Source organism: Cupriavidus sp. H19C3 (assembly GCF_049393815.1).
In the GTDB taxonomy this organism is placed as follows: Bacteria; Pseudomonadota; Gammaproteobacteria; order Burkholderiales; family Burkholderiaceae; genus Cupriavidus.
This window is the reverse complement of the sequence record NZ_CP184985.1, coordinates 364923-387001: the sequence shown is the minus strand read 5'-3', so window position 1 is coordinate 387001 and position 22079 is coordinate 364923. Positions and strand designations below refer to the sequence as shown.

Annotated in this window: 15 protein-coding genes and 3 tRNA genes; 4 read left to right on the top strand and 14 right to left on the bottom strand. The window is 65.1% G+C overall.

Features of this window, described 5'->3' with window-relative positions:
* The first annotated feature begins 143 nt into the window (after nucleotides 1–143).
* Together DFLDMN_RS01835 and DFLDMN_RS01830 are read left to right on the top strand one after the other, a co-directional pair.
* Nucleotides 144–1931 carry an ArnT family glycosyltransferase gene (locus DFLDMN_RS01835; RefSeq protein WP_423196833.1) on the top strand — a complete coding sequence of 596 codons (1788 nt, stop codon included), beginning with the start codon at nucleotides 144–146 and terminating at the stop codon, nucleotides 1929–1931.
* A complete protein-coding gene (locus DFLDMN_RS01830; protein WP_423196832.1) occupies nucleotides 1931–3283 on the top strand; it encodes an MATE family efflux transporter in 1353 nt (450 codons plus the stop codon). Before DFLDMN_RS01835 ends, DFLDMN_RS01830 begins: the two co-directional genes overlap by 1 nt.
* A gap of 165 nt (nucleotides 3284–3448) precedes the next feature.
* Here the strand turns inward: DFLDMN_RS01830 and DFLDMN_RS01825 are convergent.
* The 4 genes from DFLDMN_RS01825 to gltX form a co-directional block, all read right to left on the bottom strand.
* Nucleotides 3449–3525, bottom strand: a tRNA-Asp gene (locus DFLDMN_RS01825).
* 95 nt (nucleotides 3526–3620) lie between these two features.
* Nucleotides 3621–3696: transfer RNA gene (locus DFLDMN_RS01820), tRNA-Glu, on the bottom strand.
* A gap of 111 nt (nucleotides 3697–3807) precedes the next feature.
* Nucleotides 3808–3883, bottom strand: a tRNA-Ala gene (locus DFLDMN_RS01815).
* Between the two features lie 278 nt (nucleotides 3884–4161).
* The gene (gltX, locus tag DFLDMN_RS01810; RefSeq protein ID WP_423196831.1) at nucleotides 4162–5562 is read right to left on the bottom strand and encodes a glutamate--tRNA ligase; all 1401 of its coding nucleotides are present in this window, start codon (nucleotides 5560–5562) and stop codon (nucleotides 4162–4164) included.
* Between the two features lie 230 nt (nucleotides 5563–5792).
* Here gltX and DFLDMN_RS01805 point away from each other — a divergent pair, with 230 nt between their 5' ends.
* Nucleotides 5793–6728 carry a patatin-like phospholipase family protein gene (locus tag DFLDMN_RS01805; RefSeq protein WP_423196830.1) on the top strand — a complete coding sequence of 312 codons (936 nt, stop codon included), beginning with the start codon at nucleotides 5793–5795 and terminating at the stop codon, nucleotides 6726–6728.
* Between the two features lie 256 nt (nucleotides 6729–6984).
* On the opposite strand, the gene DFLDMN_RS01800 is transcribed toward DFLDMN_RS01805, so the two are convergent.
* The 5 genes from DFLDMN_RS01800 to DFLDMN_RS01780 form a co-directional block, all read right to left on the bottom strand.
* On the bottom strand, nucleotides 6985–7668 hold the full coding sequence (locus DFLDMN_RS01800) for a C40 family peptidase (protein WP_423196829.1): 684 nt from the start codon (nucleotides 7666–7668) through the stop codon (nucleotides 6985–6987).
* 446 nt (nucleotides 7669–8114) lie between these two features.
* A complete protein-coding gene (locus tag DFLDMN_RS01795) occupies nucleotides 8115–9764 on the bottom strand; it encodes an ABC transporter ATP-binding protein (protein WP_423196828.1) in 1650 nt (549 codons plus the stop codon).
* Entirely contained in the window at nucleotides 9761–10912 is a 1152-nt protein-coding gene (locus DFLDMN_RS01790) for an ABC transporter permease (RefSeq protein ID WP_423196827.1), read from the bottom strand. The genes DFLDMN_RS01795 and DFLDMN_RS01790 overlap by 4 nt, the downstream gene beginning before the upstream one ends.
* Nucleotides 10909–11958: a microcin C ABC transporter permease YejB gene (locus DFLDMN_RS01785; RefSeq protein ID WP_423196826.1), complete on the bottom strand. Its 1050-nt coding sequence runs from the start codon at nucleotides 11956–11958 to the stop codon at nucleotides 10909–10911. Before DFLDMN_RS01785 ends, DFLDMN_RS01790 begins: the two co-directional genes overlap by 4 nt.
* Before the next feature lie 27 nt (nucleotides 11959–11985).
* Nucleotides 11986–13872 (bottom strand): extracellular solute-binding protein, encoded by a 1887-nt coding sequence (locus DFLDMN_RS01780; protein ID WP_423196825.1) that lies wholly within the window; start codon nucleotides 13870–13872, stop codon nucleotides 11986–11988.
* 191 nt (nucleotides 13873–14063) lie between these two features.
* On the opposite strand from DFLDMN_RS01780, the gene fabI reads away from it, so the two are divergent.
* Entirely contained in the window at nucleotides 14064–14849 is a 786-nt protein-coding gene (gene fabI / locus DFLDMN_RS01775) for an enoyl-ACP reductase FabI (protein ID WP_423196824.1), read from the top strand.
* A gap of 80 nt (nucleotides 14850–14929) precedes the next feature.
* Here the strand turns inward: fabI and DFLDMN_RS01770 are convergent, their stop codons facing one another.
* The 5 genes from DFLDMN_RS01770 to DFLDMN_RS01750 all read right to left on the bottom strand — a co-directional run bounded on the left by DFLDMN_RS01770 (nucleotide 14930) and on the right by DFLDMN_RS01750 (nucleotide 22074).
* Entirely contained in the window at nucleotides 14930–15574 is a 645-nt protein-coding gene (locus DFLDMN_RS01770) for a hypothetical protein (protein ID WP_423196823.1), read from the bottom strand.
* The gene (locus DFLDMN_RS01765; RefSeq protein ID WP_423196822.1) at nucleotides 15574–16782 is read right to left on the bottom strand and encodes a hypothetical protein; all 1209 of its coding nucleotides are present in this window, start codon (nucleotides 16780–16782) and stop codon (nucleotides 15574–15576) included. Before DFLDMN_RS01765 ends, DFLDMN_RS01770 begins: the two co-directional genes overlap by 1 nt.
* A gap of 210 nt (nucleotides 16783–16992) precedes the next feature.
* On the bottom strand, nucleotides 16993–18498 hold the full coding sequence (locus DFLDMN_RS01760) for a TolC family protein (RefSeq protein ID WP_423196821.1): 1506 nt from the start codon (nucleotides 18496–18498) through the stop codon (nucleotides 16993–16995).
* Nucleotides 18499–18506: 8 nt separating this feature from the next.
* A complete protein-coding gene (locus DFLDMN_RS01755; protein WP_423196820.1) occupies nucleotides 18507–19784 on the bottom strand; it encodes an HlyD family type I secretion periplasmic adaptor subunit in 1278 nt (425 codons plus the stop codon).
* A gap of 49 nt (nucleotides 19785–19833) precedes the next feature.
* On the bottom strand, nucleotides 19834–22074 hold the full coding sequence (locus DFLDMN_RS01750) for a type I secretion system permease/ATPase (protein ID WP_423196819.1): 2241 nt from the start codon (nucleotides 22072–22074) through the stop codon (nucleotides 19834–19836).
* Nucleotides 22075–22079: the final 5 nt, after the last annotated feature.

Here is a 22079-nt window from a genome sequence, read left to right as displayed (position 1 = left end):
CCGTCTTTGCTTTTTGTGCCGTCTTTGCTTTCTGGCCCCGTTGTTGATCCGGCCCTCGTTGTTTTTCTCGCCCGCCTTGCCCAGCTGGCGCCATGCGGGTCAACGTGCGCAGTACCGCGACCCGCAGTGACCCGACCCCGCCGATGCGTCAAGCCAAGACCTCCTCGCCCGTTCAACTGACCGCCGCCGCCACCGGAGCGCTGCCCCGCGTCCTGCTGCTGGCGATCTGCGTCGTCTACGGACTGGTGGGTCTGTTCGGCCGCGATCCGTGGAAAAACGAGGACGCCGCCGGCTTTGGCGTGATGTGGCAACTGGCCTCGGGCGGCACGCAGGACTGGCTCATGCCGAACATCGCCGGCCGGCCGTACAGTGAGGACGGTCCGCTGGTGTTCTGGATCGGCGGCATCATGATCCGCCTGTTCGGCGGCTGGCTCGGCGCGCCCGATGCCTCACGACTGTCGACCGCGCTGTTCTACTTTGGTACCTGCGCCTTCGTCTGGTACGCGACCTACCTGCTGGGCCGCCGCGACGAGGTGCAGCCGTTCGCCTATGCCTTTGGCGGACAACCCGATGCGCGCGACTATGGCCGCGCGCTCGCCGACGGCGCGCTGCTGATCCTGCTGGCATGTGTGGGCCTGGCCATGCGCGGCCACGAAACCACCGCCCAGGTCGGCCAGGTCTGCTTTATCGCGATGATGCTGTACGGCATGGTCCGAAGCCTCGACAAGCCGATCCAGGGCAGCCTGTGGGTGGGGCTGGCGCTTGGCTCGCTGTGCCTCTCGAGCGGGCCGATTCTCGCGATCTCGCTGTTTGCGGCCGCGCTGGTGGCCGGGGCCGCATGCAAGCCGCTGCCGCTCGGCCGCCTGCTCCAGGTCGGCCTGCCGCTCGCCCTCGCAATCGTCGCGGCATGGCTGGCCGCGACCTACCTGGGTGCGATCGACCGCGACGAAGCGGTGTCGTTTATCCGTGAATGGACGCGCTACGACCGGCGCACCTACGGCGGTCCGTCCGCGCAGACGCTCGGTTTTATCGCGCGCAACTTCTTCCTGTTCTCGTGGCCGGTATGGCCGATCGCCATCTGGGCCTGGTTCTCGTGGCGCGGCATGCGCCGCGCGCCCCATGTGGCACTGCCCCTCTCGCTGCTGCTGTTGCTGTTGCTCCTGCTGGTATTGCAGCGGCAGGCCGGCGACGTGCAGTTCATCTTGCTGCTGCCGCCGATGGCAGTGCTCGCGGCCTTTGCGCTGCCCACGCTGACGCGCGGCGCGATCAACGCAATCGACTGGTTCGCGTTGCTGTTCTTCACGATCTTTGGCGGCACAGTCTGGTTCATGTGGATCGCCAAAACCACGGGATGGCCGCCTCGCGTGGCCAACAACGTGTTCCGCCAATTGCCGGGCTTCCAGCATTCGTTCACCCTCAGCGCGGTGGTGTTTGCGCTGATCGTGACGGCATGCTGGGTGCTCGTGGTGCGCTGGCGGCTGTCGCGCGCGCCCAAGCAGATCTGGCGCCCGGTGGTGATCTCGGCTGCCGGCACCACGTTGATGTGGGTCATGGCGATGACGCTGTGGCTGCCGTCGATCAACTACGGCAAGACCTATCGGGACGTGGCCCAGGCTGCCGCACTCGCCCTGCCGCAGACATACCAGTGTGTGCAGCCGATCCGCATGGGCAATGCGCAACTGGCGTCGTTTGCCTACTTCGGTCATATCCGGTTTGGCGGGCCCAACGATGGCTGCGACATTCTGCTGCGCCATGACGCGGTCGATTATGGCGCCCCGAGCAGCATCTCGCACTTTGAATGGCGCCTGATCTGGGAAGGCCGCCGTCCCGCCGACCGCGACGAGCGCTTCCGCATGTATCGACTGGTGGAGACGCCGCCGGTCGTGGCCCCGCGTCCGGCCCGGACCCGTCGACTGCCACGCCAGCCTTGATGGCCAGCGCGTTGCAGGATATCCGCCGCATCGTCAATCTTGCGGCGCCGGTGCTGGTCGGCCAGCTTGCGCTGGTGGCCTTTGGCGTGATCGATACGGTCATGTCCGGTCGCGTGTCGGCCGCCGACCTGGCCGCGGTGGGCCTGGCCAGCTCGATCTACGTCACGATCTATATCAGCCTGATGGGCGTGCTGCAGGCGCTCTCCCCGATCGCCGCGCAACTCTATGGCGCCAATCGCCTGCACGAGATCGGCGTCGAGGTACGGCAAGCCGCCTGGCTCGGCCTGGCGCTTGCCGTCCCCGGCATGCTGCTGTTGCTGTATCCGGGACCGCTGCTGCGGTTTGCGCAGGCCCCGCCGGAACTCGTGGACAAGGCCACGCACTATCTCCATATCGTTGCCTTCGGCCTGCCGGCCGCGCTCGGCTTTCGGATCTACCAGGCCCTCAACAATGCGTTGTCGCGGCCGATCATGGTCACGGCGCTGCAGCTGATTGGTCTCGCACTGAAGATTCCGCTCAATGCCTGGTTTATCCATGGCGGCTATGGCGTGGCGCCGCTCGGTGGCCCCGGTTGCGCGCTCGCCTCGATCATCGTCAGCTATCTGTGGTGCGTGATCGCCGTGCTGATCCTGCGCTTCGATCGCCGCTACGCGGCGCTAGCGATTTTCAGCGTCTGCGAGCGGCCACGCTGGGGCCGCATTCGCGCGCAACTGCGGCTTGGCGTACCGATGGGACTGACCTATCTGATCGAGATCACGTCGTTCACGCTGATGTCGGTGTTTATCACGCGGCTCGGGCTGACCACGCTCGCGGGACACCAGATCATCGCCAACCTCGGCGCGGTGGCGTACATGATGCCGCTGTCTCTGGCCATCGCCACCTCGACGCTCGCGGCCCAGTCGCTGGGCGCGCGCGATCGCGCCGCGGCGCGGCGGATTTCCTGGCGCGGCATTCGCTTTGCCGCCGGCATCGCGGTGGTCGTCGGTTCGATCCTGTGGGTGACACGGGAGCCCCTGCTCCATCTCTACGCGAAGGATCCGGCGGTGGTGGCCAAGGCGCTGCCGCTGATGGCGTATATCGCCTGCTACCAGGCCTTCGACGCGGTGCAGGTCATGACCGCGTTCATCCTGCGCGCCTACAAGATCGCGCTGATCCCGACCCTGATCTACGCTACGTCGCTATGGGGCGTGGGCCTCGGCGGCGGCTACGTGCTGGGCTTTGGACTGATCGACGGCATGCCCGCCTTTACCCGGGGTGCGGCAGGCTTCTGGCTGGCCAACAGCGTCAGCCTGGCCATCGCGGGCGGGCTGCTGGTGCGATATTTCATGCTGGTGAGCCAGCGCGACGATTGATTATCTAGAGCTCGACGCGGGCGGCGCGGTAAAGCGCGACGGGCAGCGAAGAGACGCCGCGCGCGATTATCCCGTGGCGTGCGAGTGGAATATGGAAGGATTATCTGCGGATGACGGCGCAGAAAAAGAAAAACCCGCTTGGTATTAACCAAGCGGGTTTAGTTTTGGCGGAGTGGACGGGACTCGAACCCGCGACCCCCGGCGTGACAGGCCGGTATTCTAACCGACTGAACTACCACTCCATAGTCGGCTCATCATCATTGGCAATCGGTACTACCGATTGGTACTGCCGCTTGCCTTTGACGACAAACTGGACGTTTGATTACGCCCTGTTGTTTGGCGTCCCCTAGGGGATTCGAACCCCTGTACTCACCGTGAAAGGGTGATGTCCTAGGCCTCTAGACGAAGGGGACAGAAACTTGTCTTTCAACGCGTTCCGTCTGACGCTGCGAAGTCCGCTATTCTAACTGACTTCACCTCGTTTGGGAAGCATCTTTTTACTACTCAGATACTTCCCGGTATCTTGGTGGAGCTAAGCGGGATCGAACCGCTGACCTCTTGCATGCCATGCAAGCGCTCTCCCAGCTGAGCTATAGCCCCATGAATACCGCAACTACATTTACTGCTCACTGCAATTCGCTTTGTTTTCAACGTTGCTTTGTTGTTTCCAGCGAAGCCAAGATTATATAACAACCTTGATTTTTTGCAACCCCCTTTTTAACTTTTTTCGCTTTCTCGAAGCACTCGCTTGGCAGCGAGATAATCGATATTCGTGAATCTCAGTCAGCTCGCTTTGTTTTTCAACCGCGCTGCAGGGAGAACGAGATTATGCTTAAGTCCCGGCGGGAGCGCAAGCCCCCTGCCGGGATTTTTTTCTGTCACGCGCCAGCGTCGATGCGGCGCAGTACCACGTCACGGCCAAACAGTTCGAGCACGGCGTCGATCGACGGCGTCTGCAGCTGACCGGCCACCAGCAGACGCACCGGCATGGCCAGCCTGGGCATCTTCAGGCCGAACTCGGCCAGCACCGCCTTGAAGGTGGCCCCGATGGCCTCGCGCTTCCACTCGGGCAGTGCCGCCAGTTGCGTGGCCAGCGCGCGCAGCGCCGGACGGATCTCGTCGGTGAGATGCTCCGCCTTGAGCGCAGCGTCCGCCTGCGGTTCGCCGCGATAGAAGAGCAACGCGGTCTGGGCCACTTCCTTGAGCGTATTGGCGCGGTCCTTGACCAGCGCGATCACGCCCACCAGGTCGGCGCCCTCTACCTTGCCACCCAGCGCCTCGATGAACGGCCGCGTCAGTTCCGCCAGGCGCGCGTTGTCACCCACCTTGATGTAGTGGTTGTTAAGCCAGGCCAGCTTCTCGGGGTTGTACTGCGCCGGCGACTTGCCGAGGTGCTCGAGATCGAACCACTCGACGAATTGCTCGCGCGAGAAGATCTCGGCGTCGCCATGCGCCCAGCCCAGGCGCGCCAGGTAATTGAGCACGGCCTCCGGCAGGTAGCCTTCGTCGCGATAGCCGGTCACGGCCATGGCGCCATGGCGCTTGCTCATCTTCTCGCCCTGCTCGTTCAGCACGGTTGGCAGGTGTGCATAGACCGGCGGCGTGCCGCCGAGCGCGCGGATGATATTGATCTGGCGCGGCGTGTTGTTGACGTGGTCGTCGCCGCGGATCACGTGGGTGATGCGCATGTCGAGATCGTCCACCACAACGCAGAAGTTGTAGGTCGGCGTGCCGTCCGGCCGCGCGATCACGAGGTCGTCGAGCTCGTCGTTGGAAATCTCGATGCGCCCCTTGACGCTGTCGTCCCACACCACGCTGCCGCCGATCGGGTTCTTGAACCGCACCACCGGCGTCACGCCGGCGGGCGGCTCGGGCAGGACCTTGCCCGGCTCGGGGCGCCAGAAGCCGTTGTAGCGCGGCTTTTCGCCCGCCGCCCGCTGGGCTTCGCGCAATGCATCGAGTTCCTCGGTGCTCATGTAGCAGTGATACGCCAGGCCGGCATCGAGCATCTGCTGCACGACCTCGCGATAGCGGTCCATACGCTGCATCTGGTAGAACGGACCTTCGTCGATATCGAGGTCGAGCCAGGCCATGCTTTCCAGAATGACGTCCACCGCCTCCTGCGACGAACGCTCGACGTCGGTGTCCTCGATGCGGAGGATGAAGTCGCCCTTCATGCGGCGGGCATAGGCCCAGGGATAAAGAGCGGAGCGAATGTTGCCGAGGTGGATGAAGCCGGTCGGGCTCGGCGCAAAGCGGGTGCGGACGCGTTGTGTCATAAGCTGGGGGAGAAACAAAAAGGCCCACGCACGGATGCGCGCGGGCCGGATGCGATGAACGATGCATTATAGCGGGCCGGCGGAATCATTTATGCTGGAGCCGGTCTGACCCGCAGCCGCGCGTAAGATGTCGGCATCCGGATGCCCATGGCATCACTTGCAGCGTTGCTGCCTATCCAGCCTATCCTGCCGATCCGGCCACGTTGCCATCGCTGATCTCCCGTCCCCAGATGAAACGACGTCATTTCCTCGGCGTGCCAGCCGCGATGCTGCTGGCGGCCTGCTCGACCGGCCCGAAGCCGGCCCCCGATACCGCGGCGCCGGTCGCCACGACACCGTCGCCGGTACCGCGCCCGGTCCGCATCGGTCTCGCGCTCGGTGGCGGTGCCGCGCGCGGCTTTGCGCATATCGGCGTGATCAAGGCACTGGAAGCGCAAGGCATCCATCCCGATATCGTGACTGGCACCAGCGCCGGCTCGGTGGTCGCCGCACTGTATGCCTCGGGCATGGACGGATTCACGCTCAACAAGCTGGCGCTGACCATGGACGAAGCCACCATTGCCGACTGGGCCTTGCCCTTCGGTACGCGCTTCGGAGGCTGGCTCAAGGGCGAAGCGTTGCAGAACTACGTGAACCGGCTGGTCAAGCAGCGCCCCATCGAGGCGATGAAGCTGCCGCTTGGCATCGTGGCCACCGATCTCAAGAGCGGCGAGCGCATCCTGTTCCGGCGCGGCAATACCGGCCAGGCGGTGCGCGCGTCGAGCAGCGTACCCGGCGTGTTCCAGCCCGTTTCCATCCAGGGGCACGACTATGTGGACGGCGGCCTCGTCGAGCCGGTGCCGGTGGATGCGGCGCGCGAGATGGGCGCCGACTTCGTGATCGCGGTGAACATCTCCGCCGATCCGGCGACGCAGAACAACGGCGGGCAGAGCGGCGTGCTACTGCAGACCACGGCCATCATGGGCCAGTCCATCAACCGCATGGCGCTGGCGCGTGCCGACGTGGTGATCCGGCCCGACCTGCCCGATATGGGCGGCAGCGACTTTACCTCGCGCAACCGCGCCATTCTGGCGGGCGAAGTGGCCACGGCCGCGGCGCTACCTGGTTTGCGCGACAAGCTGGCACAAGCGCGCCTGCGGCCCGCCGGGACGGTGGCAGCGCAGTAGCTCGTGCGCGCAACGCTTTGTCACGCTTGTTGACAAGGTTCGTCACCCCACCATGGTGGGGTGACATGAGGTGTCACCCTGTAGTCCAGGGCAAATGGGAGTAAGCCGCCTGCCGCCCAACGCTTCGGGCACAACCAGCGCCTGAGACACGCCCAACGTTGAACGCAAAAAAGGACTGCCGAGGCAGTCCTTTTTTGTTTCGCCATTGCGACAGCATGGTCGCCGCGCGATCACGCACAGTCGTCAGCCACCACCATCAACCGCCATACAGCGAGCGGCCCTGCGCATTGGGATCGAAACGCTTGAGCGTCTCGACCATATTGCCAACGCCGCCAGCCGCGCCCTGCGAGGGCTCGTCGATGCGCCGCGCGCCGTTATAGCGCGTAACCCAGTAGCTGGCGCGCATATCGTCGACGCGGATCTTGCTGCCGGTCGACGGTGCGTGCACGAACTTGTTGTCACCGATATAGATGCCCACGTGCGAGAACGCGTGGCGCATGGTGTTGAAGAACACCAGATCGCCCGGGCGCAGATCATTGGCGGCCACGGTCGTGCCCACCTGGCTGATTTCGACGGAGCGGCGCGGCAGCGCGAGACCGAAGGTGTCGTTGAACACGTAGCGGACAAAGCCGCTGCAATCGAGACCCGATTCCGGGCTGTTACCGCCAAAGCGGTACCGCACGCCAATCAGGCCCAACGCGTTCATGACCAGGTCGCCAGCCTTGCTGGCCACCGTGCTGGTGGTGTTCATCACCGACGACAGCAAGCCGCGCTTGCCTTCCGCATGCGACTCCACGCTGATTTCCGCGCGGCTATCGATGCGTGCGTCGGGGTCCTTGAACACCGTATCCGCCAGCACTCCATTCGACACAGTCGCACCGCAGGCAAAGGCGATTCCAATGACGACGCGCGCCAGGGAATGAAGTACCGTTCGCTGCATTGGTTCTCCTGATGAGTCGGACATGTCTGACCGGGATGTCGGACATCGCCGGACAGGCTGAAAACATCAGGGCGGATCGTACGCAAGAAGCAGGCCAGGCTGGAATGACCAAATGGATGACCACATGGAACCAAGCGGAATCCAGCAAAGGCCTTTCCCGAGCTACCGGCTTGCACCATCGTCGTGCGTCGCGACTTCCTTCTTCAGCCTGCCGGAACGCCCTGGCAAGCTCCGGGTCACGTAGGCAACTGACGAACCACCCCCGAAAATAGGTATCGCGCGATAGTAAAGGCTAACCCTTGACCTGTCAAAGATGGTTACAAATTTCGCCGATTAACGAGGCAAATCAATAAGCTAGCGCGAAAAACGTATCTTTTTTCTCGCATTGCGACGGAAGAATTGTGGTTGACATGCGCCTGCCATATGAATGGTGCGGCGCACATCACCTACACCGCCCCTAACTGGGCAGCCGCCATCAGCTTGCGCGTATACGGATGTTGCGGTGCGCCGAGGACCGACTCGGTTTCGCCGGTTTCGACCACCTCGCCGTTCTTCATGACGATGACCCGGTGGGCCATGGCGCGGATTACCGCGAGGTCATGACTGATGAACAGATAACTGAGGTTGTACTTGTGCTGCAATTGAGACAGCAGCGCCAGCACCTGCTGCTGGATGGAGACATCCAGCGCCGAGGTCGGCTCGTCGAGGACAAGGACCTGGGGCTTGAGGATCAGCACCCGGGCGATGGCGATGCGCTGACGCTGGCCGCCCGAGAATTCGTGCGGATATCGCCCCAGCGCGGTGCGATCGAGGCCGACCTCGCGCAGCGCCTCGATCACGCGCTCGCGCATGGCTTCGCGCGAAAGGTCGGGCTGATGCAGTGCGAGCCCCTCCCCCACGATCTGTTCGATCGTCATGCGCGGCGCCAGCGAGCCGAATGGATCCTGGAACACCACCTGCATGCGCGACCGCAGCGAACTGCGCTTCTTGCGCGCGCAGGTGTGGAGCTCGTAGCCAAGAAAGTCGATGGTGCCGGCGCTCTTGCCTTGCAGCGCCAGCACGGTATGGGCGAGCGTGGTCTTGCCGGACCCCGATTCGCCGACGATGCCGATAGTCTCACCCTCGCGCAGCTCGAACGCGACATCCTTGACCGCCGGGAATTGCTCCTTGCCGAACCAGCCGGCGATGCCGGGCTTCTTCTTGGCATAGTTGACGCACAGGCCGCGCACATTGAGCAGCACCGGCGCGAGCGGCACCAGCGGCAGCACCTCGCGGCGCGGCCGGCTGTCGATCAGTTTGCGCGTGTATGGGTGCTGCGGGTTGGCAAAGACCTCGGCGGTCTCGCCGGTCTCCACCAGCACGCCCTTCTCCATCACGCCCACGCGCTGTGCAAACGCGCGCACGAGGTTGAGGTCGTGCGTGATCAGCATGACTGCCATGCCGTACTCGGCCTGGAGGTCGCGCAGCAGGTCGAGGATCTGCGCGCGGATGGTCACGTCGAGCGCCGTGGTGGGCTCGTCGGCCAGCAGCAGCTTGGGCCGGCACGCGAGCGCCATGGCAATCATCGCGCGCTGGCGCTGGCCGCCCGAGAGCTGATGCGGAAAGCTGTTGAAGCGGTTGGCGGCATCGCTGATGCCGGTACGCTCGAGCAGCGCGATGGCGCGATCGCGCGCGGCGCGGCGGTCAAGCCCTTCGTGCAGCGCCAGCGTCTCGACGATCTGGTTGCCGATCGTATAGAGCGGGTTGAGCGCGGTCATCGGCTCCTGGAAGATCATGGCGATCTCGGAGCCCCGGATGCCACGCATCTCGCGGTCGGACACGCTGAGCAGATCGCGCCCTTCAAAGCGGATGGCACCGTGATAATGCGCGTCCTCGACCAGCCGCAGCATGGCCAGCGCCGTCACGGTCTTGCCCGAGCCGGACTCGCCGACCAGCGCATAGCGTTCGCCGGCGCGCAGGTCGAAACTCACGTCGCGCACGGCGCGCGTGGCACCCTCGCCTTCGCCAAAGGTCACGGACAGATGTTCCACGCACATCAGCGTGGTGCCGGGCGCGGGCGCCTCCACGGGCGCCTCGAACGGTGCGGCCAGGCTCATGGCACCACCTCCGCGGCGGGCGCGCCGCCGGCGGGCACCTTGGGCTGCACGCGGCCGCGCAGTTGCGCCAGCCCCATGCGCGTATCGAACGCATCGCGCAGCGCATCGCCCATGAAGGTCAGCAGCAGCAGCGTGACGACCAGCACCGCGAACGTCGACACCGAGATCCACCATGCGTCGAGGTTGGCCTTGCCCTGCGCGAGCAGCTCGCCGAGGCTCGGCGTGGTCGGCGGCACGCCGAGGCCAAGGAAGTCGAGGCTGGTCAGCGCCAGAATGGCGGCGCTCATGCGGAACGGCAGGAACGTGATGACCGGCGTCAGGCTGTTGGGCAGGATATGGCGCCACATGATCTGGACGTTGGAGAGCCCGAGCGCGCGCGCCGCCTTGACGTAGTCGAGCGAGCGGTTGCGGTAGAACTCGGCGCGCACGTAGTCGGACAGGCCCATCCAGCCGAACAGCGACAGCAGGATGATCAGCAGGCTGAGGCTGGGCTCGAAAATCGACGCAAAGATGATCAGCAGGTAGAGCTCAGGCATCGAGCTCCAGATCTCGATGGCCCGCTGCGAGAACAGGTCGAAGCGCCCGCCGAAGAAACCCATCAGCGCACCGGTGAGCGTGCCGATCAGTACGCCGATCAGTGTGAGCGCCATGCCGAACAGCACCGATACGCGGAAGCCGTACAGCAGACGGGCCAGCACGTCACGTCCGCGGTCGTCGGTACCCAGCCAGTTGTCCGCCGAGGGGGGCGCCGGATTAGGCTCCTTGGCAAAATAGTTGAGCGTCTCGTACGAGTACCGATTGGGCGGGAAAATGGCGAAATTGCCGTGCGAGGTAATACGCTCGCGGATAAACGGATCGAGGTAATCGGTACGCGTGGGAAAGTCGCCGTCGAACGTGGTCTCGGGGTACACCTTGACGATCGGGAAGTACCATTCGCCCTTGTAGCGCACCACCAGCGGGCGGTCGCTGGACAGCAGCTCGGCACACATGCTGAGCACGAAGATCGCCACGAACAGGACCAGGCTCCAGTAGCCCAGCCGATTGTGGCGGAAACGCTGCCAGGCGCGCTGACGCGGCGACAGCGAGTGGGGCAACTGGGGCTGCCCGGTGGCCGGCGCCCGGCGGCGCAGGCGGGAAAGAACCGTCATCGGGGCATCCCTTCGAAATGGATGCGAGGATCGACCATCACGTAGCAGACATCGGAAATCAACCGCGTGACCAGGCCAATCAGCGTGAACAGGTACAGCGTGCCGAGCACGACCGGATAGTCGCGGCGCAGCACCGCCTCATAGGACAGCAGGCCCAGGCCGTCGAGCGAGAACAGCGTCTCGATCAGCAGCGAGCCCGTGAAGAACGCACCGATAAACGCCGCCGGAAAGCCGGTGACCAGCGGGATCAGCGCATTGCGGAAGACGTGCTTCCACAGGACGCGACGCTCGGCCAGGCCCTTGGCGCGCGCGGTCAGCACGTACTGCTTGCGGATCTCCTCGAGAAACGCGTTCTTGGTGAGCATGGTCACCACGGCAAAGCTGCCCACCACGGAAGCGGTGATCGGCAGCACCAGGTGCCAGAGGTAATCCATGACCTTGCCCATCAGCGAGAGCTGGTCCCAGTCGTCGGAAGTCAGGCCGCGCAGCGGGAACCACTGCACGAAGGTACCGCCGCCGAACAGCACCAGCAGCAGCACGCCAAGCACGAACCCCGGAATCGCATAGCCCACCAGCACCACCATGCTGCTGATCACGTCGAAGCGGCTGCCCGCCCGGATCGCCTTGGAAATGCCGAGCGGTACCGAGATCAGGTAGCTCAGGAAAAAGGTCCAGAGCCCGAGGCTGACGGAGACCGGCAGCTTCGACTTCACCAGTTCCCACACGCTGCGGTGCTGGAAATAGCTCTGGCCGAGGTCGAAGCTCGCAAAGCGCTTGAGCATGAGGAAATAGCGCTCCAGCGGCGGCTTGTCGAAGCCGTAGAGTGCCTGGATTTCCTTGATCTTGTCGGGGTCGACGCCGCGCCGGCCGCGATACTCGGCACCGCCGCCACTGGCTTCGCCACCGGCGCCGCGCCCTTTCATCTCCATCATCATCTGCTCGACGGGGCCGCCGGGCACGAACTGGATCACGATGAACGTGAGGGTAATGACGCCGACCAGCGTCGGGATCATCAACAGGATACGTTTGAGGAGGTAGGCGATCATGGCCGTCCTTGGGTCAGCCGACGTGGCTTATTGCACGTTTGGCTGGAGATCATTGCGCCACCAGTTGCTCAGGATCCAGCCTTCCGCCGTGTAGTAATACGGCAGCGGCCTGGAATAGGACAGGGTTTTCCGATAGGCAACGCGATGGAGCGCACTGTACCAGTTTGGCACGATGTAGTAACCGTGCATCAGCACACGGTCGAGCGCGCGTCCGGCGGTAATCAGTTCGCCGCGACTCTCCGCATGGAGCACGGCATCGACCAGCTTGTCGACCACAGGCGACTTCAGGCCGAACAGGTTGTCCGAGCCGGGCATGCTGGCCGCCTCCGACGAGAAGCGGTCGCGCAGTTCGTTGCCGGGACTCTGGGAGTCCGGGAAACGGATCGACACCATGTCGAAGTCGAAATCCTCGAGCCGTTTCTGGTAGAGCGCAAAGTCCGTGGTGCGCTGGTGCACCTCGATGCCGAGCACCTCCAGGTTGCGGATATAGGTCGTGATCACGCGGCTCATGGCGCCGCCATCATCGAGGAACTCGAATACCAGCGGCTCGTGCCTGGCATTGCGCAGTGCGCCATCCTCGTAGGTCCAGCCGGCCTGGGCCAGCAGGCGGCGCGCCTCGCGCAGGTTGTCCCGCAGCGAGCGCGGCGGACTGGTGGTGGGCTGGACCACGTCCGGGCCGAAGACTTCCGCCGGCAGCTGGTCGCGCAGCGGCTCGAGCAGCTTCAACTCGCCCGGGCCGGGGCGGCCGTCATAGGTGGCGCTGGCGGCCAGCTCGCTGTTGGAGAACCAGCTGTCGAGCCGCTTGTAGGCGCCGTAGAACAGCTGGCGGTTCAGATACTCGAAGTCGAGCGCGAGGATCAGCGCCTTGCGCACGCGCACATCCTGGAAGATCGGCTTGCGCATGTTCATGACGAAGCCCTGCATGCCGGCGCCGTTGCGGTGCGGAAATTCGGTCTTGATCAGGTCGCCGTCACGAAAGCGGGGCCCGGTATAGCTCTTGGCCCAGTTCTTGGAGCGATATTCGACAATGGCGTCGAACTCGCCGGCCTTGAACGCTTCCAGCCGTGCGGTCTCGTCCTTGTAGAGCCGGTACACCACGCGCGCGAAATTGTAGGTGCCGCGGCGCACGGCGAGGTCCTTGCCCCAATACTTGGGATCGCGCTTGAAGGTAATGCCGCGGCCGGCATCGTAGCGCTCGATGACATAGGGCCCGCTGGCGATCGGCTCCTCGAATGTCAGCTTTTCGAAAGGGACCTTGGCGGTCCACTTCTTGGAGAAGACCGGCAGCGACCCCACGATCAGCGGCAATTCGCCGTTGCGCTGCTTGAAATCGAAGCGGATCGTGCGTTCGCCCGTCACCACCACGGCCTTCACGTCCATGCACATGCTGCGGTAACCGGGGCTGGACCACTTGCCCATCAGCATGTCATACGAATGCTTGACGTCGGCGGCACGCACCGGGTCGCCATTCGAGAACCGGGCCTCCGGCCGGATATGAAAGGTAACTGAAAGCCCGTCCGGTGCCAGCGTGACGTCGTCCGCCAGCAGACCGTAGGCGCTGGCCGTCTCGTCGGCACTGCCGATCAGCAGCGATTCGAACATCAGCGCGCTGAGCCCGGGCGCCGAAGTGCCCTTGAGCGTGAAGGGATTGAATTTGTCGAAGCTCGTGCGGCGGTCCGGATTGGCCAGCGTCAGCGTGCCGCCTTGCGGCGCATCGACATTGACATAATCGAAGTGTTTGAAATCGGCGGAATACTTCAGGTCGCCATGTAGCGCATAACCATGCGCTGCCATCCCGGATAGGGGAAAACCCGAGGCCAGCACGAACGAGAGTGCCAGCCCCCACTGCAGTACCGCGCCACGACGGAAATACTGCCTTGCCGCATGCAGCGGCCAACGTGCGCGAATCAGCATCCCGTTGCAGACCTCCAAGAATATCCGGACGACCTGGCGAGCAGAGGCCAGGCAAAGATGTGCGACAATTTTACATGTGTCCAGATGACATCCAGCCATCCGGACATTCCCTTTACGCGCGGCAACCCACGCTCGGGCGCGAAACGCATCGCACGAAGCATGCCCGCATGTCATTACGTCTTGGAGAACTTATGGGATTTCTGGCAGGTAAGCGGATCCTGATCACCGGCTTGCTATCCAATCGCTCGATCGCCTATGGCATCGCGGCGGCGTGCAAACGCGAGGGCGCGGAGCTCGCCTTCACCTATGTCGGTGAACGTTTCAAGGACCGCATCAGCGACTTCGCCAAGGAATTCGGTTCCGACATGATCTACGAGTGCGACGTCGGCAGCGACGCGCAGATCGAGGCGCTGTTCTCCGCTTTGGGGCAACGCTGGGAAAAATTCGACGGTCTGGTGCATTCGATCGGCTTTGCCCCGCGTGAAGCGATTGCGGGCGACTTCCTCGACGGTCTGTCGCGCGAAGGCTTCCGCATCGCGCACGACATCTCGGCTTACAGCTTCCCTGCACTGGCCAAGGCCGCCCTGCCCCTGCTGTCGGACAAGGCGTCGCTGGTCACGCTGACCTACCTCGGTTCCGAGCGCGTGGTACCCAACTACAACACCATGGGCCTGGCCAAGGCCTCGCTCGAGGCGAGCGTGCGTTACCTGGCATCGTCGGTCGGCCCGCGCGGCATCCGTGCCAACGGCATCTCGGCGGGTCCGATCAAGACGCTGGCCGCTTCCGGCATCAAGGGCTTCGGCAAGCTGCTCGGGCACTTCGAGAACGTGGCCCCGATGCGCCGCAACGTGACCATCGATGAAGTCGGCAATGTGGCCGCGTTCCTGCTGTCCGATCTGTCGAGCGGCGTCACCGGCGAGATCACCTACGTCGATGGCGGCTTCAATATCGTTGGCGCGAGCGTCGAAGAGGAATAATCCGGCCTGCCTGGCGCCAACGCCTTGACGACAGCACCTTGACGACAACGCCCTCCGCAGCGCGCGAGGGCGTTGTCCGTTTACGGGCGCGCACCGTCCGGCGATGGCAAGGGGGCCAACTCCACCGCGTCGTCGCGGAGCCGGCTTTCGTCGATCATCGGGCGGAACCAGCCATAGCCGTCCTTGACCTCCATCTCGAACGCGCCCTCGGGCGTCTCGAACCTCCCGATGGCATATCGGTCGGCGGGCGCGTGGGACAGATGAAAGCGGTAGAGGCCGTCATCAATGCCTGCCAGCCTGCCACTCCAGCTGATGACTCCACTCCTGTGCACGCGTTCGGCGATCACGGCCTCGGCGGTCATGTCGAGGTTGGGCAGATAGAACGCAAAGCGATCGCGCACGCCCAATGGCCCTAACGCATCGAATGCATAGCGGATAAAGCGGCGTCCGTCGGCAAGTTCCGCCGCCGATAGGTACGGCACGTGCAGGCTTACCTCCGCCGCGTCCACAGGCCACACGACGCTGTCCGCGCGCACATTGTCCATGCCCCGCTCGGCTGACAGCCACGCACTGGAGAGCGGACGGCCCCCGGCGGACGGCGCCGAGGACGATCGTTGCGCCGCGCCACCCTCGCCTGCGCCGCGCAAGTCGGAAGCGGTCCGCACAAACACCGCGACGGCCACCGGCGCGATGACCAGGCTCGCCAGGATAATGAAGCGGTTCATTAGTCAGGTATCTCCGGGTCCTTCTGCATCAATTCCGCTACGTCGTTCATCTCACGCGCCGCGTCTCCAGTCGACTTCGACCCCAGGGGGGCGCCCGTGATGGGATCCGCTAGATCGGCATTGCTGTAATACGGAACCGTCGTGCTGAGATAGCGAAAGGCGAGGATGGTGCTCGCCGGCAGGTAACCGCGCGCATAGGGCGGCTGCCGTGGCGACGGCGGCCCGTCGGCATGGTGGATGCCGGCAATATGGCCAAACTCGTGCTCCATCACGCCGGAGGCGCAACTCACAACCGTCATGCCTAACGCATACCACCAATGGCGACCCAGCACGCCGACATAGGCGCGGCCGCAAGTATTGGGGTCATTCAGGACGCCTTCGTAGTAGGCCGCATGGGCGTGGAGCCGCAGCCGCTCCGCCTGCACGCGCCGGTCGCCGACCATGTTGGACAGCAGGACCGGAACAGGTCCCTGGACCTCGTGCTGCAGGAATCCAACGGGATTGATCCACAGATGCACCCGCGAATCCGCTAACGCCTGGTTGGTCATCCGCACGGCGTGCGCCATCCGCGCCTGCATGGCGCTGGCGCCCATGCGGGCCGCGGCCTGGTCGCCATAGACCAACAGCATCCTGACAACCATGTTGCCCTGACTCCAGCCGCTGCCGCTCGTGTAGGTAAAGCGCACGCGATCGCCGGGCCGGACCTTCCAGCTGTTGCGGCCCGATTGCGCGGCGGTCACCACCACCGTCCGCGCATCATGGGCACCGTTGACCAGGATCTGGTCGCCCGGATTGGCCTCGTCCGGCAACACGATGGGCCGGGAGTCACCGTCGCCGGCGGTAACGTCGATCCGCGTGGTGGGCGCGCGCACGGCCGGAATCTTTCCGTCCGGAAGCGCAGCCGCCGCCAACACGACCTCCGGGTGACGCACCATGATCCAGCGCGCGCTGTCCTTGCGATAGATGAACTCGTAGCGGTCGCCATAGCTCAGATTCAGCGTGCCGCGGATATCCACATTGCCATGGTGGATGGTGGACTGGCGCCGCGTCTCGGATCGCACCGCGATCCGATCGCGATCGTTGGCGGTATCCGGCAGCATCAGCATGCTGCGCCGGTCGGCGTCGCGGAACACCACTTCGGTGGCGCCGGTTGGCGGCGGCCCCATGCGGTCCACGCCGGGCGGCACGCTCTCGTCGGCGCCTACCACGCGCGCCAGCGAGGTCGGTGGCGTGGCCAGCGCAAACGCCGGCCGCGCCGTCGTCGCGCCAGCAATGATCAAGGCAGTCAGGCAAAACATGGCACCACGCTGCTTCATCTGAGGTCTCCACTCGGGTATCCGGGTGCGTGCAAGCAGACCATGTGAGCCACCGACGCAACAATCACGATTCAACGAATTGTTTAGCGCCCATGCGCGCCGTCACATGTCCGCCGTCCCGAGCAGCCAGGCCAGCATCAACCCCCCATCGTTGCGCATGCGCAGGTCCGCCGCATCCGCGTCGAAGCGCCCGTTGACCTCGGCGATGCGATTGTTGTAGTAGTCGGTCTCCGCGATCAGTACGTCGAGCAGCGTGCGCCGGCCAAGGTGATACCACTGGTCGAAGAAGGCCTTGCGCACCCGATCGGTCTCCACACTGAGCGCACCGAACTGCGTCGCGCGCGTGGACGCGGCATCGCGCTGCTCGGCACTCGTGCGAAGGCGGTACTCGAGATCGCGCAGTACGCTTTGGGCGCGCTGCTCGCCGGCCTCCTGGCGCTGACGCGCGGCGCGTTCGGCCGCCTGCGCGGACCCGCCCTGGAAAGCGTTCCATTGCAGGCCCACGCTGGTCAACCAGGGTTGCGATCGCCCCAGGCTGTCGGGCTGCGTGGTCTTGGAAATGATCCAGCTCACCTGCGGCCAGCGCCCGGCGCGCACCGAATCGGCGTAATAGCCCGCGGCGCGGGCCTCGGCACGCGATTGCTCGAGCGCCGGATTGGTTTGCGCGCCATCGATCGCGGTCTGCAGGCCGATCGGTATCGCCTGCCATTGCGGGTGTTCGGGCAGGGTGACCTCCTCGCCCACCAGCTTGTAGAGCGTGACCTCCGACTCGCGCATGCGCGCGATGACCTGGTCGCGACTGCTCAAGGCCTGCAGCAGCCGCGCGCGCGCCTGCGTCAGCTCGCTGCGCCGGCCAGCATCGCGCATCACGATCTGGTTCAGCATGACCACGAGTTCCGCCATGCGCTTGACGTACGCGTGCGTGCGATCGAGCGCCTGATGCTGCCGCAGCAGCTCCAGCACCGCCGATGCCGTATCGAACGATACCTTCTGCCGCGCCACTTCCAGTTCCTGATAAGCCGCGCGCGAGGTCTCGCCACGGCTCTCGATGGTGCTGCGAATGCGGCCCCAGTCGAACAGCGGCGTGTTGATCTGCACGGTTCCCAACGGACTGGTCGCCGTATTGTTGGACGCGCCGCCCCCAAACGCCGCCGAGGGCGTGGCCGCGCCGACCTGGACCTGCGGCCAGCGCTGGCCCCTGGCCTGGCTGACATCGAAGTCCGCCGCCTGCCATTTGGCTGCTGCCTCGCGCACCTCGGGGCTCACGATCAACGCCTTGTTGACCATCTCCACCATGAACGGCTGGAATGCCGCCGAGGCGTAGCCCTGCACGGCGGCGATCACGCGCGTCACGGCATGCGGCGATGCAGCCCCTCCGGCGGGATCGGAGGCCGCGACCGCCACAGCCGCCACAGCCGCCGCGGATGTCGGGGATGTCGGGGATGTCGGGGATGTCGCAGATGGTCCGGTTGCCGCGGCGGCGTCCGCATCGACAAAGCGCGGCGGCGGCGGCAACTCGGCGCGCGGTGGCTGCGCGAGCGCGGACGCGCCAAGCATGCCCGATACGGCCACGGCACTCCATTGCACCCATCTCGGTCGACGTGCCATGGCATCCCCTAACGTTCCCGGAACGCTTCACGCGCCTTGAGCACGGGCTTGAGCAGATAGCTCAGTACCGTTTTCTCGCCGGTGCGGATTTCGACGGTGGCCGTCATGCCCGGCATGATCGGGTAGGTCTTGCCGCCGGCTTTCAGGTAGGCCCTGTCGGTGCGGACCAGCAGCCGGTAGTACGACGTGTCGGTGCGGCCCTGGCGTGTGCGCTCCTCGTCCTTGAGCGTGTCGGGGCTGATGTGTTCGACCACGCCCTGCAGGCCACCATAGATCGCGTAGTCGTAGGCGGAGACCTTCACGGTCGCCGGCAGGCCCGGCCGCACGAAGGCCACGTCGGACGGCTTGACCTTGGTCTCCAGTATCAGCTGGTCGTCGAGCGGGACGATCTCCATGATGTCGCCACCCTGCTGGATGACGCCGCCGATGGTGGTCACCCGGATATTCTTGACGGTGCCCTTGACCGGCGCCCGGAGCGTGGTGCGCAACATTACGTCCTCGCGCGCACCTGCGTTCTCCTGTGCCTGGGCCAGTTCGCCCTCGAGCCGTGTCAGGTCGGCATTGGCATCGGCACGAAACTTGTTCTGCCGCTCGGCCAGTTGCAGGCGGAACTCGTTGGCCTGGCGCTTCATGCGCAGGATCTCCACCTCGGACACCAGCCCGCGCGCGGCCAGTGGCTCGGACAGCGCGATCTCGCGCTCGGCCAGGTCCAGCCCGCGCTGCACCGCGCTCACTGCCTCTTGCAGGGCCTTGCGACGCGCGTTGTAGGCCTGGGTCTCGTCGCGCACGATGCCGGGCGCGGCGCGCACATCCTTCGTGAACTCAAGCGGCTGCTGGTATGCCTCGGCCCGCAGGCGCGCCACCGTGCCCTTGAGCGCCAGTACCTTGGACATACCTTCGCGGTACGCGGCACCGGCGCGCGTGGGGTCGATCTCCAGCAGGATCTGCCCGCGCTCGACCACGTCCCCTTCACGGACGAACAGCGATTCGAGAATGCCGCCTTCCAGGCTCTGGATCACCTGTTCCCGGCTCGCCGGAATGACGCGAGCCTCGCCCATCGTGATTTCCTCGACCCGGGCAAAGCCGGCCCACACGAGCGCGCCCACGAACACGGCCGCCATCAGGTATAGCACCGCCAGGCTGCCTTGCGGCTTCTGGATCAGCATCGCCTCGCGCAGATCGCGCATATAGGCAACATCTTCCGCACGCGCCCGGCCAGTGGGGCGCATCGGCACCACGCCCGCCCTCCTGTCCGTTGCCGCCGGTACTTCGCTCACGCTGTCCATGACAAACCTCGATTCCCGCAGTGCATTCCAGCCGTGCATGGCCACAGTACTACGCCGTCGCGCTGGCCCTGGCCGGAGGTGCCTGCCCGCCCTGCACGGGCAAGGAGACGATGCCGAGTTCCTCAAGCACACGATTCTTCGGCCCGTCGAGCATCACGTGCCCTTCGTTCAGCACCACCACTCGTTCCACCAGATTGAGCACCGACAACCGGTGCGTGGCCACCACGAGCGTCTGCGACTCCGACGCCATCGCCAGCCGGAACAGGAACTGCCGCTCGGTCTGCAGGTCCATCGAGCTGGTGGGCTCATCCATCAGCAGGATGCGCGGATGCAACAGCAGGCAGCGAGCCAGCGCCACCAGCTGCCGCTGGCCGCCTGAGAGGCCCTGCCCCATTTCTCCCACCGCCATGTCGAACCCGCGCGGGTGACTGGCGGCGATCTGGTCGACGCCGGTCAGCCGTGCCACGGCCAGGAAGTCCTCGGTCGTGGCGGACGGATTGCCCATCATCACGTTCTCGCGCAGCGAGCCATGAAACAGGCGGGTGTCCTGGCCCAGCAGACCGACGGCCGCGCGCACGTCGGCGGGATCGATCTGCCCCACGTCGATGCCGTCGAGCAGCACCTGGCCGCTCTTCGGCTCATACAGCGCCGCCATCACGCGCAGCAGCGTCGATTTGCCGCTGCCGATATTGCCGAGGATGGCCACGCGCTCGCCGGCCTCCACGGTGAGGGAGATATCGTGCAGCACCTTCGGCGCGGGCTGCGTGGGCGGCGCCGGATAGGCAAAACCGATACCCTTGAGCACGATGGCGCCGGCAAACTGGGGTTTGGGCAGATAACGCCGGCCCGGGATGCGGTCCACCGGCAGCTTGACCAGGGCATTGAGCCCCTGCAGCGCGGCCTTTGCCTGCTGGTAGCGCACCGCCAGCCCCACCACCGACGCCAGCGGCGACACCGCGCGCCCGCCCAGGATCACGGCGCCGATCAGCGCACCCATGGTGATGCGTCCCTCGTCGATCAGGTACACGCCCCACACCGCAATGATGACGGTCTGGATCTGCTGGACAAACGTGACAAAGTTCACGGCAAGACTCGACAGCGCGCGCGACTTCATCGCGCTGGCGGCGGCAAGCGCGCTGAAGTTCTCCCATTTGCGCTGCATGGCGCCTTCCGCATGCACGGTCTTGAGCGACTCGATACCCTCCACGGCCTCGATCAGCAGCCCCTGCTTGAGCGACGCCTCGCGCAGGTTCTCGCGCATGGTCCGGGCCAGCGGCCGCTGGATCGCCACGCTGACGACGATGATGACGGGAATCGTTGCCACCAGTACCAGCGCCAGCGGTCCGGCAACCAGCGCAATGATGGCGACGAACAGCAGACAGAACGGCAGGTCGGACAGCGTGGTGAGCGTGGCGGAGGTGACGAAGTCGCGCACCGATTCGAACTCGCGCAGCTGGTTGGCAAAGGAGCCGGCGGACTGCGGCTTGAACTCCATGCGCGTGGTCATGACCTTGCGGAACAGCAGCGTGCCGAGCATCAGGTCGGCCTTCTTGCCGGCCACGTCGACCAGATGCGAGCGCACATGGCGCGCGACAAACTCGAACAGCATGGCGACGATCACGCCGATCGCCAGTGACCACAACGTGGTGAACGCCTGGTTGGGAATCACGCGGTCGTAGACGTTCATGGTGAAGAACGTGCTGGCCAGCGTCAGCACGTTGATCAGCAGCGCACCGAGCGCCGCGCTGGTGTAGTAGCGGCGGTAGCGCCACAGCGTGGAGAAGAGCCAATGCCCCTCGTGCTCCGGCTCGGGGTCGCCGGCACGGTCGTCGAGCTGCGGGCGCGGCTTGACCAGCAGCGCGTGGCCGGCATACAGCGACCGCACTTCCGCCCCGCTCATGATGCAGGTGCGCTCAGCCATCTCGAGAAAGATCACGTCATAGCGCGCTTCCTCGCCTTCGCCATGGCGCGTGGAGACCACGCAGACGCGCGCGTTGCGGCACAGGATGACGAGCGGAAACAGATAGGACGACAGCGCGTCGATATCGCGCTTGACCCAGCCCGAGGCGATGCCCGCCTGCTCCAGCACGCGTACGGCGAGGGAGGGCGTCAGCCTGGCCTCGCGCGGCAGGCCGGCCTGCAGGGCCGCGGGGGTGATGGTCAGGCCATGGTGGGCGCAGATCCAGCGCACGGCTTCGAGCAGCGTGTCGCAGCCGCCTGGCTGCTTCGACGCCCCCCCGGCGTGTGCTTGCGGGCGCTCCTTCCCTGCTGCCATGTCGATCTTTCGCATCGTTC

What these genes read in the sequence shown, in the direction of transcription:
- DFLDMN_RS01760 (WP_423196821.1), bottom strand. Translation starts at nt 18,498, where the DNA reads ATGGCACGTCGACCGAGATGGGTGCAATGGAGTGCCGTGGCCGTATCG.
- DFLDMN_RS01750 (WP_423196819.1), bottom strand. Translation starts at nt 22,074, where the DNA reads ATGCGAAAGATCGACATGGCAGCAGGGAAGGAGCGCCCGCAAGCACAC.
- DFLDMN_RS01830 (WP_423196832.1), top strand. Translation starts at nt 1,931, where the DNA reads ATGGCCAGCGCGTTGCAGGATATCCGCCGCATCGTCAATCTTGCGGCG.
- DFLDMN_RS01795 (WP_423196828.1), bottom strand. Translation starts at nt 9,764, where the DNA reads ATGAGCCTGGCCGCACCGTTCGAGGCGCCCGTGGAGGCGCCCGCGCCC.
- gltX (WP_423196831.1), bottom strand. Translation starts at nt 5,562, where the DNA reads ATGACACAACGCGTCCGCACCCGCTTTGCGCCGAGCCCGACCGGCTTC.
- DFLDMN_RS01755 (WP_423196820.1), bottom strand. Translation starts at nt 19,784, where the DNA reads ATGGACAGCGTGAGCGAAGTACCGGCGGCAACGGACAGGAGGGCGGGC.
- DFLDMN_RS01835 (WP_423196833.1), top strand. Translation starts at nt 144, where the DNA reads ATGCGTCAAGCCAAGACCTCCTCGCCCGTTCAACTGACCGCCGCCGCC.
- DFLDMN_RS01805 (WP_423196830.1), top strand. Translation starts at nt 5,793, where the DNA reads ATGAAACGACGTCATTTCCTCGGCGTGCCAGCCGCGATGCTGCTGGCG.
- DFLDMN_RS01785 (WP_423196826.1), bottom strand. Translation starts at nt 11,958, where the DNA reads ATGATCGCCTACCTCCTCAAACGTATCCTGTTGATGATCCCGACGCTG.
- fabI (WP_423196824.1), top strand. Translation starts at nt 14,064, where the DNA reads ATGGGATTTCTGGCAGGTAAGCGGATCCTGATCACCGGCTTGCTATCC.
- DFLDMN_RS01790 (WP_423196827.1), bottom strand. Translation starts at nt 10,912, where the DNA reads ATGACGGTTCTTTCCCGCCTGCGCCGCCGGGCGCCGGCCACCGGGCAG.
- DFLDMN_RS01800 (WP_423196829.1), bottom strand. Translation starts at nt 7,668, where the DNA reads ATGCAGCGAACGGTACTTCATTCCCTGGCGCGCGTCGTCATTGGAATC.
- DFLDMN_RS01780 (WP_423196825.1), bottom strand. Translation starts at nt 13,872, where the DNA reads ATGCTGATTCGCGCACGTTGGCCGCTGCATGCGGCAAGGCAGTATTTC.
- DFLDMN_RS01770 (WP_423196823.1), bottom strand. Translation starts at nt 15,574, where the DNA reads ATGAACCGCTTCATTATCCTGGCGAGCCTGGTCATCGCGCCGGTGGCC.